General features: G+C 31.2%; 12 protein-coding genes, 4 tRNA genes, 3 pseudogenes and 1 riboswitch. Of the genes and pseudogenes, 9 read left to right on the plus strand and 10 right to left on the minus strand.

Annotation, left to right across the window (positions count from 1 at the left end; all coding sequences use genetic code 11):
• Position 1 precedes the first annotated feature (1 nt).
• The 9 genes and pseudogenes from AGR56_RS10925 to AGR56_RS10960 form a co-directional block, all read right to left on the minus strand.
• Positions 2-871 (minus strand): sulfide/dihydroorotate dehydrogenase-like FAD/NAD-binding protein, encoded by an 870-nt coding sequence (locus AGR56_RS10925; RefSeq protein ID WP_053242270.1) that lies wholly within the window; start codon positions 869-871, stop codon positions 2-4.
• Positions 872-1036: 165 nt separating this feature from the next.
• A complete protein-coding gene (locus AGR56_RS10930; RefSeq protein ID WP_053242271.1) occupies positions 1037-1684 on the minus strand; it encodes an RDD family protein in 648 nt (215 codons plus the stop codon).
• 113 nt (positions 1685-1797) lie between these two features.
• Complete coding sequence (locus AGR56_RS10935; protein WP_053242272.1) at positions 1798-3840, minus strand: PAS domain-containing sensor histidine kinase; 2043 nt, start codon at positions 3838-3840, stop codon at positions 1798-1800.
• Between the two features lie 193 nt (positions 3841-4033).
• Positions 4034-5143 carry an EAL domain-containing protein gene (locus AGR56_RS10940; protein ID WP_242851412.1) on the minus strand — a complete coding sequence of 370 codons (1110 nt, stop codon included), beginning with the start codon at positions 5141-5143 and terminating at the stop codon, positions 4034-4036.
• Complete coding sequence (locus AGR56_RS21825) at positions 5130-5276, minus strand: hypothetical protein (protein WP_242851413.1); 147 nt, start codon at positions 5274-5276, stop codon at positions 5130-5132. Before AGR56_RS21825 ends, AGR56_RS10940 begins: the two co-directional genes overlap by 14 nt.
• A gap of 109 nt (positions 5277-5385) precedes the next feature.
• Positions 5386-5598 carry a DUF2922 domain-containing protein gene (locus AGR56_RS10945; protein ID WP_053242273.1) on the minus strand — a complete coding sequence of 71 codons (213 nt, stop codon included), beginning with the start codon at positions 5596-5598 and terminating at the stop codon, positions 5386-5388.
• A 14-nt stretch (positions 5599-5612) separates the two neighbouring features.
• Entirely contained in the window at positions 5613-5837 is a 225-nt protein-coding gene (locus AGR56_RS10950) for a DUF1659 domain-containing protein (RefSeq protein ID WP_053242274.1), read from the minus strand.
• A 114-nt stretch (positions 5838-5951) separates the two neighbouring features.
• Positions 5952-7290, minus strand: a pseudogene (locus tag AGR56_RS10955) (nitrogenase component 1).
• Positions 7287-8805, minus strand: a pseudogene (locus AGR56_RS10960) (nitrogenase component 1). The pseudogenes AGR56_RS10955 and AGR56_RS10960 overlap by 4 nt, the downstream one beginning before the upstream one ends.
• Before the next feature lie 707 nt (positions 8806-9512).
• Here AGR56_RS10960 and spoIID point away from each other — a divergent pair.
• The 4 genes from spoIID to AGR56_RS10980 all read left to right on the plus strand — a co-directional run bounded on the left by spoIID (position 9513) and on the right by AGR56_RS10980 (position 13054).
• Positions 9513-10628 carry a stage II sporulation protein D gene (spoIID, locus tag AGR56_RS10965; protein ID WP_347460462.1) on the plus strand — a complete coding sequence of 372 codons (1116 nt, stop codon included), beginning with the start codon at positions 9513-9515 and terminating at the stop codon, positions 10626-10628.
• A 175-nt stretch (positions 10629-10803) separates the two neighbouring features.
• The gene (locus AGR56_RS10970) at positions 10804-11574 is read left to right on the plus strand and encodes a M23 family metallopeptidase (protein WP_053242275.1); all 771 of its coding nucleotides are present in this window, start codon (positions 10804-10806) and stop codon (positions 11572-11574) included.
• 99 nt (positions 11575-11673) lie between these two features.
• On the plus strand, positions 11674-11928 hold the full coding sequence (gene spoIIID, locus AGR56_RS10975; RefSeq protein ID WP_053242276.1) for a sporulation transcriptional regulator SpoIIID: 255 nt from the start codon (positions 11674-11676) through the stop codon (positions 11926-11928).
• Positions 11929-12028: 100 nt separating this feature from the next.
• Positions 12029-13054 carry a rod shape-determining protein gene (locus tag AGR56_RS10980; RefSeq protein WP_053243320.1) on the plus strand — a complete coding sequence of 342 codons (1026 nt, stop codon included), beginning with the start codon at positions 12029-12031 and terminating at the stop codon, positions 13052-13054.
• 121 nt (positions 13055-13175) lie between these two features.
• Here AGR56_RS10980 and yyaC read toward each other — a convergent pair whose 3' ends face one another.
• Complete coding sequence (gene yyaC, locus AGR56_RS10985) at positions 13176-13733, minus strand: spore protease YyaC (protein WP_053242277.1); 558 nt, start codon at positions 13731-13733, stop codon at positions 13176-13178.
• 324 nt (positions 13734-14057) lie between these two features.
• Between yyaC and AGR56_RS10990 the strand changes: the two genes are divergently transcribed.
• The 5 genes and pseudogenes from AGR56_RS10990 to metK all read left to right on the plus strand — a co-directional run bounded on the left by AGR56_RS10990 (position 14058) and on the right by metK (position 15816).
• Positions 14058-14142 (plus strand) — tRNA-Tyr (locus AGR56_RS10990).
• Between the two features lie 7 nt (positions 14143-14149).
• A tRNA-Val gene (locus AGR56_RS10995) sits at positions 14150-14225 on the plus strand.
• Between the two features lie 15 nt (positions 14226-14240).
• Positions 14241-14316, plus strand: a tRNA-Thr gene (locus AGR56_RS11000).
• Positions 14317-14321: 5 nt separating this feature from the next.
• A tRNA-Tyr gene (locus AGR56_RS11005) sits at positions 14322-14406 on the plus strand.
• 68 nt (positions 14407-14474) lie between these two features.
• A riboswitch (SAM riboswitch) is annotated at positions 14475-14574 on the plus strand.
• Positions 14575-14639: 65 nt separating this feature from the next.
• Positions 14640-15816, plus strand: a pseudogene (gene metK / locus AGR56_RS11010) (methionine adenosyltransferase).

The following is a 15816-nucleotide window of genomic DNA, read 5'->3' on the forward strand; positions in this document are numbered from 1 at the left end:
GTTAGCACCCCTCTTTCTCTACTGCAGCTTCATTACCTGCATGCTGCGCTCTGTATTTCTTTTTTGCCTCAAAACTTGAGTATATGTTTTGTCTTATCATAACTTCATCAAAGTCTACAAGATGACCATCAAATTCTGGTCCATCTGAACAAGCAAACTTTATCTCTTCTCCTACATTTACTCTACATGCCCCGCACATTCCTGTTCCATCAAGCATTAAAACATTAAGACTAACTATTGTTTTTATGTTTTTCTCCTTTGTTACCTCACAAACTTCCTTCATCATTTTAACAGAACCCATACAAACAACCAAAGTATAGTCTTCATTTTCTAGTATATGTTTTGCAACCTTATCTATGTTGCCATTGTATTCTCCATCCTCATCTTCGAAGGATATATATGTTTTATTTGCTATTTTACTTATTTCTTCTTTAAACATCAGCCTATCCTTATTTTTAAAGCTCAGCAAAGCATCGGCATGTACATTATTACCATGAAGACATTTTAATTCAGTATAAATTCTTAGAGATGCAGAATCTTCAGATATAAAAAGAACCTTCTCCTTTGATTCATTTTTTATCTTTAATAACTGAGATGGCTGCCCTAAAGGTCCAGTTGCATCTAAAATAAACTGACCACTTTCAAGTTTTGACATATATTCAGTAGTTTTTCCCACTTTTCTGAAAACTATAGTTACAGTCCCTTTTTCCTTATCTACATCACAAATCGAAAAAGGTACCTTTTCTCCTCTTTCATGTACTCTAAGTATAACAAACTGCCCTGGTTTAAAAGCTTTAGCTATTCTTGAGGCTTCAAATTCCATAATATATACATCATCAGCAGCTTTAAGCATTTTTATAATCTTATGCATATTCATCTCTCCTAATTTTTAAGAATAACACTATAATCATATATTTTATCATAAAAATAAATAATTATAAACAAAAAACCTACAGGATTAATATCCCATAGGTCTTATCATTTATGGTTTTGTTCTAAATAAGAGTTAATTTTTACACTTATTTAAAACATATCTTTATTTATTTACAACATAAGTTTTTGCTAATTTATCATGAAGTCCTTGCTTATACTCTGATGAAAGCATAAATATAAATATTACAATAGTGTATGCAAATCCTACGTACGATACTATTGATGCTGCGCTAACACCAGCATTTAATTTTGGTGGTCCTTGAATTATATACAAAATATCAGTAACTATTGAAAAAACATAAAATATTACAAATCTCTCCAAAGCAGTTACTATAGATATTCTCCTACCATCCTCATTGGTTATTTTCATTCCAAGCAGCATCTTTCCAAGGGAACCTTGTTTTGGTGAACTTTCTAAAAATATAAAATATGCAATTGTTATTATTAAAGTTATTATTGTATAAGTTCTAAATGCTTGAACATCAATAGCTTTACCAGATGCAATATTTAATGACGCTGTAAGAGAACTATATCCCACTAACTTTCCTATAATCATCTCAACTATAAATAAAATTATACTGTCAATAATATAGGCTAAAATTCTTTTAAAGACTCCAGTGTACTCAACTTCATATTCATCACTAATTTTACTGTTACCTACATTTTGAATGTCTTCTGTTAAACTTGCTCCACATTTTTCACAAATCTTTGCTTCATCAGGATTCTCTGATCCACATGTTGGACAATACATAAATAATATTCCTCCTTAATTTTTAATTAGTGTAACATTTTACCATATAATTTTATCACACAACACACAAATTTGCTATATACATATCTACAATAAACTTATATAATAATTGCCTAATTGCATATATCTGCAAACTCTATATTGACCTTTTCTTTCGTATTATCGATATTGCTATCAGATATAGATTTAACACTGTTATAGTCATCAATTACTTGATTATCATCTGATGGAAGTTTTATTATAAATTTCGTCCCTATATTTTCTTTACTTTCAAATCTTATTGTTCCAGAATTCATTTCAATTATGGACTTTACAAGAGATAATCCAATTCCACTTCCCTTAGATCTTCTTATTAAGGAATTATCTACCTGAGTAAATCTTTTAAAAATCAAATACTGCTTTTGTTCAGGAATACCTATACCATCATCTTTCACTTCTATTGTTATACTTCCGTCTCTGGTATCGTGTATATTAACCCACACATGTCCATCATTCTTTCTAAACTTTACAGCATTTGAAAATAAATTAAGCATAACTCTCTCTATCATATCTGAATCACAATCAACATATTTTTCTTCTACATCTGTATCAAATATAAGATCCATATTTTTCTCATGAAGATATGTAACTATAGACATTGATATATTCTCAACCAAACTTACAATTTCACGCCTAGCTACATTAGGTTTTAAAAATCCAGCTTCAATTTTTGTTATATCAATTAAATTACTTATAATTCTTAAAAGTCTATAGCAATTTTGTTTTATAACCTTCATATAACATTCAATTTTATCATCTTTTATATTATCCTTTTCCATATGCATTTGCATAACTTGGAGTGAACTATATATAACGTTTATTGGAGTCCTAAGTTCATGAGACACATTTGCAAAGAATTCCCCTCTTAATTTGTCTTTATTTTTTGCTTGTATAAGTTCCTTTTCATTTTTCTCTGCTTTCATCTGCTTCGAAAGGTTCTTCACAACACTCAGTATCATGTCTTTACCATCTATATTCACTTTTGTTGAGTTAACCTCTACCATAATTCTATTGCCGTCAAAGCAAACTATTTCTTCCTTAATACCACTTATTTCTTTACCTTGGCAAAGTAATTTGTTATATTGATTAAATTTTTTAATATATTCACTTCCTATAAGTTTTATGACGTTAAACCCTTTAAATTCTTCACATGAACAAGCTTTTGTCATTTCTATCATAGAATTATTTGCAAAAACAATATCATTATCACTTCTTATGATAACTCCATCTGACATAAACTCAAAAATATTTTTATATGCATTTTTTAAACTATTAATTTCATTACTTTTATCATTTATCTGTTTACGTAAATTACCCACTTGGTTTTGTAGTGTAGTTTTAATTATAACATCACATATAATAGCCGTTCCTATTAAAGAAAAAAACTCACTATACCCGTATAAATAATAAAAAATCGGTATGAATTTTAGAGATATTATATGTGAAACCATAAGTATAATATCAGCTGTTATAAGGCTTCTTAAAATTCCAACATTTCGAAACTTACTTGAATTCTTATATATTATAATCAAACATACAAAAAGTATTAATAAAAATAGAAGTTTACCAAAGCCTATTATATCTTGTAGTTTTAAAGTATTATAAGAATTAAAATATTTTTCTTTAGCCTCTACTATTGTTACAATCAACAAAGGTATTAGCCCATATATGATCTGGACTTTTTTTAATATTTTATCATTAACTGAAGTTTTTAATATTTTAGAAAATACAATTGCTGATGTATATACTATACTCTGCATTATAAACTTGAGTATATAAAAAGTGTTTGGAACATCATTTACAATATTTCTATCCTTAATAATTGCAATGAAAAAAACAATATTTATTATTGAAATAACTCCAAGAATTATTTCTAAATACATAAATACTGCTTTATGAGAAATTTTATAGGCAATTGTAACCGACATAAGCATACACAGTTTTAATAACAGATTAAACAGCTCTATAGTGCCCACATATATTTTGCTATTTGTAAAAATGGCTAGCAATGCCATATACAACAATGCCGCTGCCCCCAAAAATAAAAGTATTGTACTTATTTTACATAAACCTTTCAACTCACCTTCATTTCCTTTATGACTATTATTGCTATCCATTTTAATCCCCCGCAATCAAAAATATATAATAAAACTACCCTAGTCTCATAAAAGCACCTTGTTAAAACTTTAATTATCGGTACATCACATATAACTTTTTATAATAATACAATAAAAAGTGCACAAATTGAGCACCTTTTATTGCATTTACTGTTATATTTATCTCTTTTGTATCTAATTATATAATTATTATTTACATATTTATGTAATCCGGATTAAAATCTATACATAGTATATATTCACTGCTATCTAAATTTTTAAATGCGGCTGATATTGTTATACATAAATTACCTGTCGCAAGAGATATATACGGTTCAGTAACATATTTTTCAAGGCTCATACTCTTTAAGTAATAATAATATTTCTTCAAGGAATGATCAGTTCCGTTTTTTGCAGGCTGAAATATGAGTGCTCTTTGCTCACGCATATTAGTACATTTTGTAGATGTATCACCAATTTGGACTCCATTTTTATCTAATATATATGCACATTCTAATTCACTGTATTTTTCAATAACTTTATCAATGATTTCTTGGAATTTACCCTCTTTAGATTGCGAAAGTTTTTCCAGTACTTTGCTAATTATATCATCATAACTTTTGTGAATATCCTCTCTTGCATGTATTTCTTCTTGCATATAATCTTTATACTTTGCTGCTGTTTCGCTTATAAACTCTTTAAGTTCACCTATATTGCTGTCGGTAATATCATTATTATTTCTAAAATATTCTCCTTCAAGCATATCAGCGCCAAGCTCCATTATTATCATGGCTTCTTGTTCAGTCTCTATTTCTTCACATACTACAAGAGCCCCTATTTTCTTTGAAAGATTAACAAGAGATTTAAATATTTCTTGTTTGTAATAATCCAATTCTATTCCTTTTGTTATAGCTTTATTTATTTTTATTATGTCTGGTTCTACATATGATATTTTATCCATATTTACAAAACCAGCGCCAAGATTTTTAAGTGATATGAGAAACCCTTTGCTTCTATATAGATATATGAATTGCTTTAGAGATTCAACATTATCTATTTTCTCTTCTACAATTTCAAGGACAACATTTTTAGCTGATATATTGCTATCTGATATTTGATTCATTATTATTCCAGAACCAATATACTTATCAATTATAGCTATATTTATGTTTATAAACAAAAGCAGTTCTTTGTTATCTTTGCAAAGATTCTGAAATCTTTCGATAGCTTTTTCCCTATATAGCCTATCAAGTTCTATTGCAATTCCTTCCTTTTCAGCGAGTTTAAAAAGTTTTGATGGGGGTATATTTTTACCTTTTTTCATCGGAGACTCCTAAAAAAATCGCTTCAAGTCCTATTACTGACTTTTGTATTACAGATACTACTGGTTGAAATCCTATGTTTAGATTTTTATCAGCTACTATTTTTTTTATATCAACTGCACTTGCTTTCATCAATAGATCACCTTCCCTTAATCTTATATCTTATTATACAGTATATTTATAAATAAAACAATAAAAGTCGGGCTACACCTTACGATGTAATCCGACTTATTTGAAATTATTTTTATATTAAAGAAGTAGAATTTTTTTCATCTATTCTAGCAGAATCTATCTTAGAAAACTTACCATTAGATGTGTCAAATATACCTTTAGTAATTATAGTATTCATTGCATTTGAAACTTCATCCTTAGTAATATCGTCCTTTACATTCGAAACATTTAAAGATGCCTTTTTACCTGTATCAGTTAAAAATGTCATAACTAAATTTTTAGCCATTTAAATCCCTCCTATTATCCATTTATAATTTTACTATGATCTACCTTTTCTACTCCGGTTACTGAAACTGACATAAGTGACGCTAGAACATTTGCAACTGCATAAATATCATCATCTGTAGCTGTAATATCTACATTTGAAAATTTAACTGTCTTTTCTTTATCTTTTCCGTCTGCTCCTTTACCTAATGAATATACAAGTTGAATTGCTGTTTGAAATTTAGTAGCATTTGCTGCCATATTATCAACCCCTTTCACCTTGTATATATGAGTAAATTTTAAAAATGCTAAGAAAATTTGAAAAAATAAAAAAAAAAAGTACAGATTTGTTATATATCATTACCTCAAATACAATTAAGCACTTGCACTAACTATAGTAGTATATATTTTTTCAAGCAAAGTAAGTGCTCCCTTATATCCTATATAGGACTTTGATATAACAACTTCATAAGACGCTGGAAATCCTATTTCAACTATAGAACCCTTCAATTCTTTTGTCAAATCTCTTTCCCATGTAGTTCCAAATATAATTGGTGGTTTATGTCCAAAATCAGTTTCTCTTATTTTGTCATGAATTGTGTAACTATCTTCTTCAAATTCCACATCTAATGAAACATCCTCTGCTATATGTTTATATTCTTCTCTAATGATATCTCTATATTTTTGAGGCGGATTTTCAGTTATAATTTGTTTTGCAGGTATCAATCCAAGCTGATTCACTAAAAACTTTGTTATAGCTAAATTATATGCACTATCACCTACAATGGCAAATTTAGCCGGAAGCCCCCACCAGTACTCCGCATAAAAATCAGAAAAATCCTCTAAATACTGATAATATCTTTTCTCTTCAGCTTCAATAAATTTCTCAGCCTTGCTTTTATCAATTCCCGCAAAATCAACAACTTTTCTTAAAAATTCACTGGTTTCTTTAGCTCCTATTGGTATCACAGGAATATGCAAATATGGCTGATTGTATTTGCTTTTTAGATGCTCTGCAGTTTTAAGTCCAAGCCATGGGGATAAAACTAAATTGAATTGTGCTTTCTTAATATTTTTCCATTCAGAAATGCCTTTGCTTTCATGACCAAATAAAATATTTACCTCAAAGCCTACGCCTTCTAAAATCCTCTTGATTTCTGTAAGATCACCTCTCCAAAAAGTATTGTGATACGGAAGAAGTGACCACACATTTAAAAGACCCTTTTGCTTAGGGCCATCATAATCTCCTACATATTGATTAATAATGGCCTCTGTCACTAATTCATGTCCTATAAAATTATTTCCTTTAAACCCTCCTGTTTCCGCATATACTACTGGAAAAATTCTTGTCTTGAAATTCACCAACTACAGCGCCAACATCATCTCCTACAATATCCGGAATACAGCCCGTCATAACTACAAATAAATCTGCATCCAAAACCTTGAAGGAAGCTTCAATTAGTTCTCTAAGTCTATTAGCACCTCCAAATACAACTTCTTTTTCATGTATATTAGTGCTAGGTACAACAGAACCTCCTCCGTATCCTCCACCTTGAAATCCATTATAAAAACTTATATTTGCAGTTTGCTTATCAGCACAACCTGGTCCACAGTGGGTAATTGGAATTACTCTTGGAATTGCAAAGACACTATGCATTGCCCCAATAGCACAGCCATACCTAACCTGCTCAATTGAATTAGACACTATCCTCACTCCTTCCCCACAGCATAATTTTGCTTTTCAAGTATATATGGATCTGTTTGCTCAAGCCACCACTTTGTATATGGCAGTTTTACATGCTTAGATAAATCTTCATGAAAATTTTTTATGTGCAAGTATTTCAAGAATTGTTTCACCTAAATTTAGAATTCCCTGATAACCTACAGCATGATGTTCATCACCAAGTGGTGCAGCTGGAATTCCCATACGTGAAGCAAGTGGAGCAAGACCATTATGTCTTATAAGAATAAAATCTGGTTTTACTTTTTTAAGTAATCCATAAAACTGATATTGCTGTTTGTTGCTTACACTAAAGTTTGGAACATCATCGTAGTGCTTTACCAAAAAAGCTAAAGAATCCTTACTTTCATCATTATTGTCATACACAGGATCATGATGAAATACAAGCGAGCCATCAGCCTGAATTCCAAGCTCTTTAAGCACTGCAATAAGCCCATGTGCATATGCAGAACCTGTTGCAACATAGCCTTTTTTACCATTTAAAAGTCTTCTAAGTTCTCTCAATTTTGGAGCTATTCTTTCATGTTCTCTTTCTATATAAGCCTCTGCCTTTTCCTCCCTATGTGTCACCTTCGCAAGTTCTCGTATCCAGGCATCTGTACCGGCAATTCCATACGGCTGTGGCGCTTTAACCTCTGGTACTCCGAATTGTTCTTCTAAAACAGCCCCAATATAAGATGATAAAGTATGACAAAATGTAACAGTAGCTGCTGCTTCCGAAAGCTTTTCAAGGTCTTCAACCTTTGCTAGGTCTACAGCATAATTTACCCTAAGACCTAGTTCTTTAAGTATTGGTGTAAAAACATCACTTCCCCAGAGATTTATTACATTAACCAAATCTTCTTGTTTTTGGGGATGCTTATTAACTATCTGCCTTAAGATTCCATGCTGTGTTGCATCAAAACCTGTACTCCAATGTTTTGACATAAATCCTTCGCAGGGTATTGGAATGATTGGTATCTTAAGTTCTTCCTGCATTTTAGTTGTTATGCTATCTATATCCTCTCCAATTATTCCTGCAGCACAAGAGGTCCCAACAAAAATTGCTTTTGGATGATGTCTATCCCACGCATCTCTTATAGATTGTTCTAATTTATCAAGTGCTCCAAACACTGTATCTGTTTCCTTCATATTAGTATTTATTATCTTTATATTTTCAATTGGCAAATTTCTAATAGCTAAACCATTTCTATATATGGAATTGTATGATATTTGACCAGCTCCACAGCCTATTGGTGCATGCTGAATTAAAACTGCATCTCTTACATTTCCAGCCTGACACTCCACCATCTGCTCACTACACGTTGAACCTTGTGTAAATGGGCCTACAGCTTCACAAAGCCTCTTTCCTCCGTTGCCCTTACATCCAGCGCAGGTAAATGCAGAATCTTTAGATAACTCTGAAGCTTTTCCAGTTCTCCAACCAATTATAGTTCCAAGACGCTTTTCACGGGTTTTTACCACTGAAGTTTTAAGATCAAATTTCATTAACTTTACCTCCTCATCAATTTAAATAAAAATTTTATAGATAGACAACTTGAAACTTTAAAATTGCAATCTCCAAATTTATCCTGATAAACTGGAATTTAACTCAGAGTACAGAGTACAGAGGACAGAGTACAGTGAAGGATGATTTTTCTCCGCTGTCGCTACAAAAAATCTTAAACTTAATGCACGCAAAGCGCTTAAAATATAGTGCTCAGCGTAGCTGACACTATTAAGTTCTAAGATTTACCTGAGAGAAACGAAAGGTAAATCCACCTTCACTGTACTCTGCACTTTGTACTCTGTGCTCTGAATCAACTTCCAGTTTGTAGCTACAAAAAATCTTTAAACTTAATGCACGCAAAGCGCTTAAAATATAGTGCTCAGCGTAGCTGACACTATTAAGTTCTAAGATTTACCTGAGAGAAACAAAAGGTAAATCCACCTTCACTGTACTCTGTACTTTGTACTCTGTGCTCTGAATCAACTTCCAGGTTATCAGGATAAATTTGGACATTGCAATTTTAAAGTTTGAAGTTGTCTATCTATATAAGTAATTAATGTTGATAAAATTTATGATCATTGCTTTTTATAATATCTTTGGTCATATAAATTAAATGAAGTAATATTTAACTATAATATCAAATAATATAATAGAAAGCTGATTTTTTATTTTCGGTACAAAATTCTGCGAGCTGGGGGATGAAAAAATGATAAAAAAGATTGTACTTGTCTTAGCTTTTTGCTTAATATTCATTTTTACAGTATCTATACTTTTGGTTGGAGTAGGTAAGAATACTTTAAATATATTGCCTAAAATAAAATATGATTTTAATAAACAAAATGAAATTAAAGAAAATAAAAGCAATATAAATGTATATATTACTAACAGTAAAAAAATAATCAATATAAACTTAGAAGATTATATTGTTGGAGTAGTTTGCTCTGAAATGCCAGTTGAATTTGATAAAGAAGCCCTTAAGGCACAGGCTGTTGCAGCAAGAACTTTTGCGGCGGCACATATGGAGAATTATGGTGGAACAAAATATAAAGGGGCACATGGCGCTGATGTTACGGATTCAATTGATTGTCAAGTTTATATGAGCAAAGAAGAAAGGCTTAGTAAATGGCCTGAAAAGTTTAAAGAGGAGTACTGGAACAAAGTGAGTGAAGCAGTTAAAGAAACTAGTGGACAAGTACTTGTATACAATAATAAATTAGTAATGGAACCATATTATTTTGCTGTAAGCAGCGGTGAAACTGAAGATGCTAAAGAAGTACTTGGAGAAAATATTAAATATTTAAAAAGTGTGCCAAGTCCTGGTGAAGAAAGCGTAAGAAAATATAAGAGCAAGGTGGATATTAGCTATATAAATTTTATAAATAAAGTTAATGATGCATTTTCTAACAGTAAGATTAATTTATTTAATGTTAGAAATAGTGTAAGTGTTTTATCTAGAAATAAAACAGGCAGTGTGAAAACTATAAAAGTTGGAAATACAACTATGACAGGAACTAAATTTAGAAGTATCATAGGTCTGAATTCTACTAATTTTCAAATAAAATACAACATTAATGGATTTGAATTTGATTGTACCGGTTATGGGCATGGACTCGGAATGAGCCAATGGGGAGCTGAGCTATGGCCAAAAATGGAAGAAAGTATGACGAAATACTTAAGCATTATTATACAGGAGTTGAGATTAAAACACTTAAATAATGTATATATAGTAAAATTAAGAAATACAAATACCAAGGTTATACAAAAGCAGAACGGAGGAAAATCAACTATAACTGTGCATTGTAAAATGAGAACTATGCACTGATTTTAAATTTATGCTTTTCAAGTTTTAGCGAAGTAACAATATCTAGATTATTAATTTCATTTAATATACCTAAATATTGTTACTTGGCATTTTTTTTACATTAAATTCTAAAAAAAATAATATAAAATGTATTTTTTCTAGGTTATGGACACAATACTAAATGGAGGTGTTAGTAATGAACAACGATTGGAATAAAAACCAAAATAAAGGTCAAAGTAAATTTAGTGATTTATTCAAAAAGGATGGGTTTTATATAGCTTTATTTGTATGCTTATGCATTATTGCAGGGGCAGCAGCATACGTTAATTTAAAACCTAAAAGTAAAAATGTTTCATCTGTTAAACAAACGCAACAAAAATCAAATAAATCTGAGGAAGGTTCAAAAACTTCCATGAAATTATCAAAAGATAAAGAAAAAAATAATGCAGCAAGTAAAAATATAGAAAATGCAGAGCAGGTTAATAAAAATACTAACTTAACTAAAAAAACTGAACAGAATTCAGTGCCAGCATCTACTAGTAATGTTGTAAAGAAGTTTTTCGTAAAACCAGTTCAAAATGGAAATGTAGCTGTGAAATATGATACATGGTATTCAAAAAATGGTAAATATACTACTGTTCAGGGTGAATATATTAAACCTGATAAGGACATAAATGTATCTGCAGCTATGGACGGAATAGTTAAGTCTGTCGATGGAGGTAAGGTTACCGTCTTAAATGAGAATAATGGCTATATTACAATATATGACAATTTAGATGAAAAAAGCATAGGTGTAAAAACAAACGACAGTGTTAAACAAGGTCAAGTTTTAGGAAAAATAGGTGACAGTAATTATAGTAATAAATTACTTACAGATACAAGTTGTGTTTATTTTGAAATTGATCAAAAACAAAAGGATGGAACATATTTAGCTGTTGATCCGGAAAAAATGTTAAATACAAAATAGAAAATTGATTTTTAAAAGGTTATAAATGAATTTACAAAAGTAATTTATGATGTTGTAAGCGCATATTTATTAAATAGAAGGGTTAAGGAGGCAGCAACTTTGAAAGATTACATTGAGGAAAGAGTTATGGAAGTTGCAAAATATATTATCGAATCTAAAGCTACTATCAGGAAAACTGCTAAAGTATTTGGTGTAAGTAAGAGTACTATACACAAGGATATGACAGAGAGATTACCTCAAATAAATCCTCAAATAGCCGAAATGGCTAAAGGCGTACTTGAACTTAATAAAGCAGAAAGACATATAAGAGGTGGTAAAGCTACTAAAATGAAATACAAAGCTATTGAAGGTTAAAAACATTCCTACTATAATAATATAAAGAAGTACTTTTATGTATTTCTAAAAATAGTTTAAATTGTAAAAAATAAACGTAGGAGATGGAGTGAATAGAGGAATGTTTTTTAGTATAGGAAATGATATGGGTATAGATTTAGGTACAGCTACCGTTCTTGTATACTTAAAAGGAAAAGGAATAACTTTAAAGGAACCGTCTGTTGTTGCTATAAATCGTAATACAAATGAAGTTTTAGCTGTTGGAGAAGAAGCAAGGCAGATGATTGGAAGGACACCGGGAAACATAGTTGCAATACGTCCATTAAGAGATGGGGTTATTTCTGATTATGATATAACTGAGAAAATGCTTAAACATTTTATACAAAAAGCTTGCGGAAAAAGAAGAATGTCTGCACCTAAGATTGTAATATGTATTCCATGTGAAGCTACTGGTGTAGAAAAGAGAGCAGTAAAAGATGCTGCTGTCAATGCTGGAGCAAAGAAAGTTTGCTTGATAGAAGAACCATTAGCAGCAGCAATAGGTGCTGGACTTGATATTACTAAAGCAAGTGGTAATATGGTGATAGACATTGGTGGTGGTACAACAGATATAGCTGTAATTTCGCTCGGTGGTATGGTAGTTAGAAGTTCAATAAAGATAGCTGGAGATATGTTTGATGAGTCTATCATAAAATACATAAGAAAAAAACATAAATTAATGATTGGTGAAAGAACAGCGGAGGACTTAAAAATAAATATTGGATCGGCCTACAAAAAAGAAATGGAAGAAACTATGGAAATTAGAGGAAGAGACCTTATAACAGGTCTTCCTAAAAATGTTGAGGTTTCTTCAGAAGAGATGAGAGAAGCACTTAAGGATGCTGTAAATTCGATAGCTGATTGCGCCCATTCAGTACTTGAGAAAACGCCACCAGAACTTGCAGCAGATATATCAGATAAAGGAATAACTATGACTGGTGGTGGAGCATTACTAAATGGCTTAGATAAGCTTATTGAGGAAATTACAAGAGTACCTGTATATGTTGCAGAAGATCCTATATCATGTGTGGCTTTAGGAACTGGAAAAGTTCTTGACTATGTAGATAAATTAGATTTAACGGTAGATGATATAACTTTAATAGAATAATAGATGATTTGCAAAATTGGTTATATTTACAATTTTGTAAGCATAACCAAAATAGGGAGAATGTATCTCTCTATTTTGGTTTATAGAATTTTATATAAAAATACATACATATTAATAGGGGTTAATTTTGCTTTGGAATTGAGGCTATATTGTTAAAATTAATATAAAGATAATAGGAATGAAGTATTGCTTGGGTTATGGTTTTTGACATTTGAAATATTAAATTCAAGCGTATATTTCTGTTTGTAAATAGTTCATTACTCTCGCATGAATCTACTATTCCTATTATAGATACTTCACCTACATCTGGAAGTGATTTTCCAACGCCTTTTCCTGGATGTATTGCATAATCGCGTATTTGTATTTCACCTATATTTTCAGCATCTCCTAGGCAAGCATCTATGCCAATGATTGTTGATGAAATATGCTTGCTTTTAATTTCTGATAATCTCTTATCTAAATTTAGAGCATGTATTGGATCGGAAATTGTTCCATAGACATTTAAAGGAAAGAATTTTTCTTTTAGCATTGTGCCTACCATGGGACCAAGACAATCTCCAATACATCTATCTGTTCCAATACATACAATTATTGTGTTATCATTTATATATTTTTGTAGAAAATTGGAAATTTTATAATAGGACATTGGAGCATTGTATAAAGTTCTTATTTTATTCAATAAAATCACCTCCTAATAATCTATATGAGGCTTTTTTAATTAATATTTATTTTTTTATGAGTATAAATGAAAAAATATTGTTAAGTGAAATTAAATTGACTTATCTTTAAATAAGCTATTAGAGGCTTAAGAATTTATGTCATATAAGGAATTATAACTATATGTATAAAAGTGAGAAATAACGAGAAAAAGGTATTTATTTTAAGTTAATTATAAATTATGGTATATAATTAGCGTTGATTTTTTTATAGTATCAAGGTATACTACTATTTGTCGGTGCGAGAGAGAAGCCTTAAGCCGGATGATAAAACTTAATTTAAATGTGGAGGAATTCCCGAGTGGCCAAAGGGGGCAGACTGTAAATCTGTTAGCTCAGCTTTCGATGGTTCGAATCCATCTTCCTCCACCATTAATATGGGCGCTTAGCTCAGCTGGGAGAGCATCTGCCTTACAAGCAGAGGGTCACAGGTTCGAGCCCTGTAGTGCCCACCATATAAAACTTAATAAGCTGGCATAGCTCAATTGGTAGAGCAACTGACTTGTAATCAGTAGGTTGTGGGTTCAATTCCTACTGCCAGCACCAAATGTGGAGGAATTCCCGAGTGGCCAAAGGGGGCAGACTGTAAATCTGTTAGCTCAGCTTTCGATGGTTCGAATCCATCTTCCTCCACCACTAATTGACACAATAGTGTCTTTTGTTTTATACTGAAAAATGATATAATGTAAATAGTATTTATTTGACTCTTATCAAGAGAGGTGGAGGGAAATGGCCCAATGAAACCCGGCAACCGGTGCATGTGCATTAAGGTGCCAATTCCTGCAGTTTCCTGCAAGATAAGAGAGATTTGAATTTAAAAGTCTCTTCTTATTGAAGAGACTTTAATTTTTTATAGGGAGGAATATTAAATGAAGAGATTATTTACATCTGAGTCTGTAACTGAAGGTCATCCAGATAAAATATGTGATCAAGTTTCAGATGCTGTATTAGATGCATTACTTGAAAAAGATAAAAATGCTAGAGTTGCTTGTGAAACAACTGTTACAACTGGAATTGTTAATGTAATGGGTGAAATATCAACTAACTGTTATGTCGATATTCCAAGTGTTGTGAGAAAGACTATAAGGGAAATAGGATATACAAGAGCTAAATATGGATTCGATTGTGATACGTGTGCTGTTGTTACATCTATAGATGAACAATCAAGTGATATTGCAATGGGAGTTGATGAAGCATTAGAGGCTAAAAAAAGGTGAAATGGATAAAATAGACGCAATAGGTGCTGGTGACCAAGGTATGATGTTTGGTTTTGCAACAAATGAAACACCAGAATATATGCCAATGCCAATAGCTCTTGCTCATAAGCTTGCCAAGAGACTTTCTGATGTAAGAAAAGATAACACTATAGATTATCTAAGACCAGATGGTAAAACTCAGGTTACTGTTGAATATGATGATAATAAACCTGTAAGAATTGATGCTGTAGTTGTATCGACGCAGCATAGCCCAAAAGCAACTCATGAACAAATTGAAAAAGATGTTATTGAGAAAATTATAAAACCAGTGATACCTGCTGAGCTTCTAGATAAGGATACTAAATATTATATAAATCCTACGGGAAGATTTGTTATTGGAGGACCTCAAGGCGATTCAGGACTTACTGGAAGAAAGATAATCGTTGATACTTACGGTGGATATGGTAGACATGGTGGTGGAGCTTTTTCAGGAAAAGACCCTACAAAAGTTGATAGATCTGCTGCTTATGCTGCAAGATGGGTAGCTAAGAATCTTGTGGCAGCAGGTGTTGCAGATAAGCTAGAAATTGAACTTGCATATGCAATAGGTGTTGCAAAGCCTGTTTCTATAGAAATTGATACTTTTGGAACAGGAAAAATTTCAGATGATAAAATAGTTGAAATAGTTCAAAAGGTTTTTGATTTAAGACCTGGAGCAATAATAAGGGATTTAGATCTTAGAAGACCTATATATAAGCAAGTAGCAGCTTATGGACATTTTGGAAGAACTGATATTGATGTTCCTTGGGAAAAGTTAAATAAGGTTGAAGAAATAAAAAAATTATTTTAA

Origin of the sequence: Clostridium sp. DMHC 10 (assembly GCF_001270375.1) — a bacterium.
GTDB lineage: Bacteria > Bacillota > Clostridia > Clostridiales > Clostridiaceae > Clostridium_S > Clostridium_S guangxiense.

Bases quoted from the DNA above. Each gene is read 5' to 3' on its own strand.
- AGR56_RS10925 (WP_053242270.1), bottom strand. From the start codon at position 871: ATGCATAAGATTATAAAAATGCTTAAAGCTGCTGATGATGTATATATT.
- AGR56_RS10930 (WP_053242271.1), bottom strand. From the start codon at position 1,684: ATGTATTGTCCAACATGTGGATCAGAGAATCCTGATGAAGCAAAGATT.
- AGR56_RS10980 (WP_053243320.1), top strand. From the start codon at position 12,029: ATGTTTTTTAGTATAGGAAATGATATGGGTATAGATTTAGGTACAGCT.
- AGR56_RS10935 (WP_053242272.1), bottom strand. From the start codon at position 3,840: ATGGATAGCAATAATAGTCATAAAGGAAATGAAGGTGAGTTGAAAGGT.
- AGR56_RS10950 (WP_053242274.1), bottom strand. From the start codon at position 5,837: ATGGCAGCAAATGCTACTAAATTTCAAACAGCAATTCAACTTGTATAT.
- AGR56_RS10970 (WP_053242275.1), top strand. From the start codon at position 10,804: ATGAACAACGATTGGAATAAAAACCAAAATAAAGGTCAAAGTAAATTT.
- spoIID (WP_347460462.1), top strand. From the start codon at position 9,513: ATGATAAAAAAGATTGTACTTGTCTTAGCTTTTTGCTTAATATTCATT.
- AGR56_RS10945 (WP_053242273.1), bottom strand. From the start codon at position 5,598: ATGGCTAAAAATTTAGTTATGACATTTTTAACTGATACAGGTAAAAAG.
- AGR56_RS10940 (WP_242851412.1), bottom strand. From the start codon at position 5,143: ATGAAAAAAGGTAAAAATATACCCCCATCAAAACTTTTTAAACTCGCT.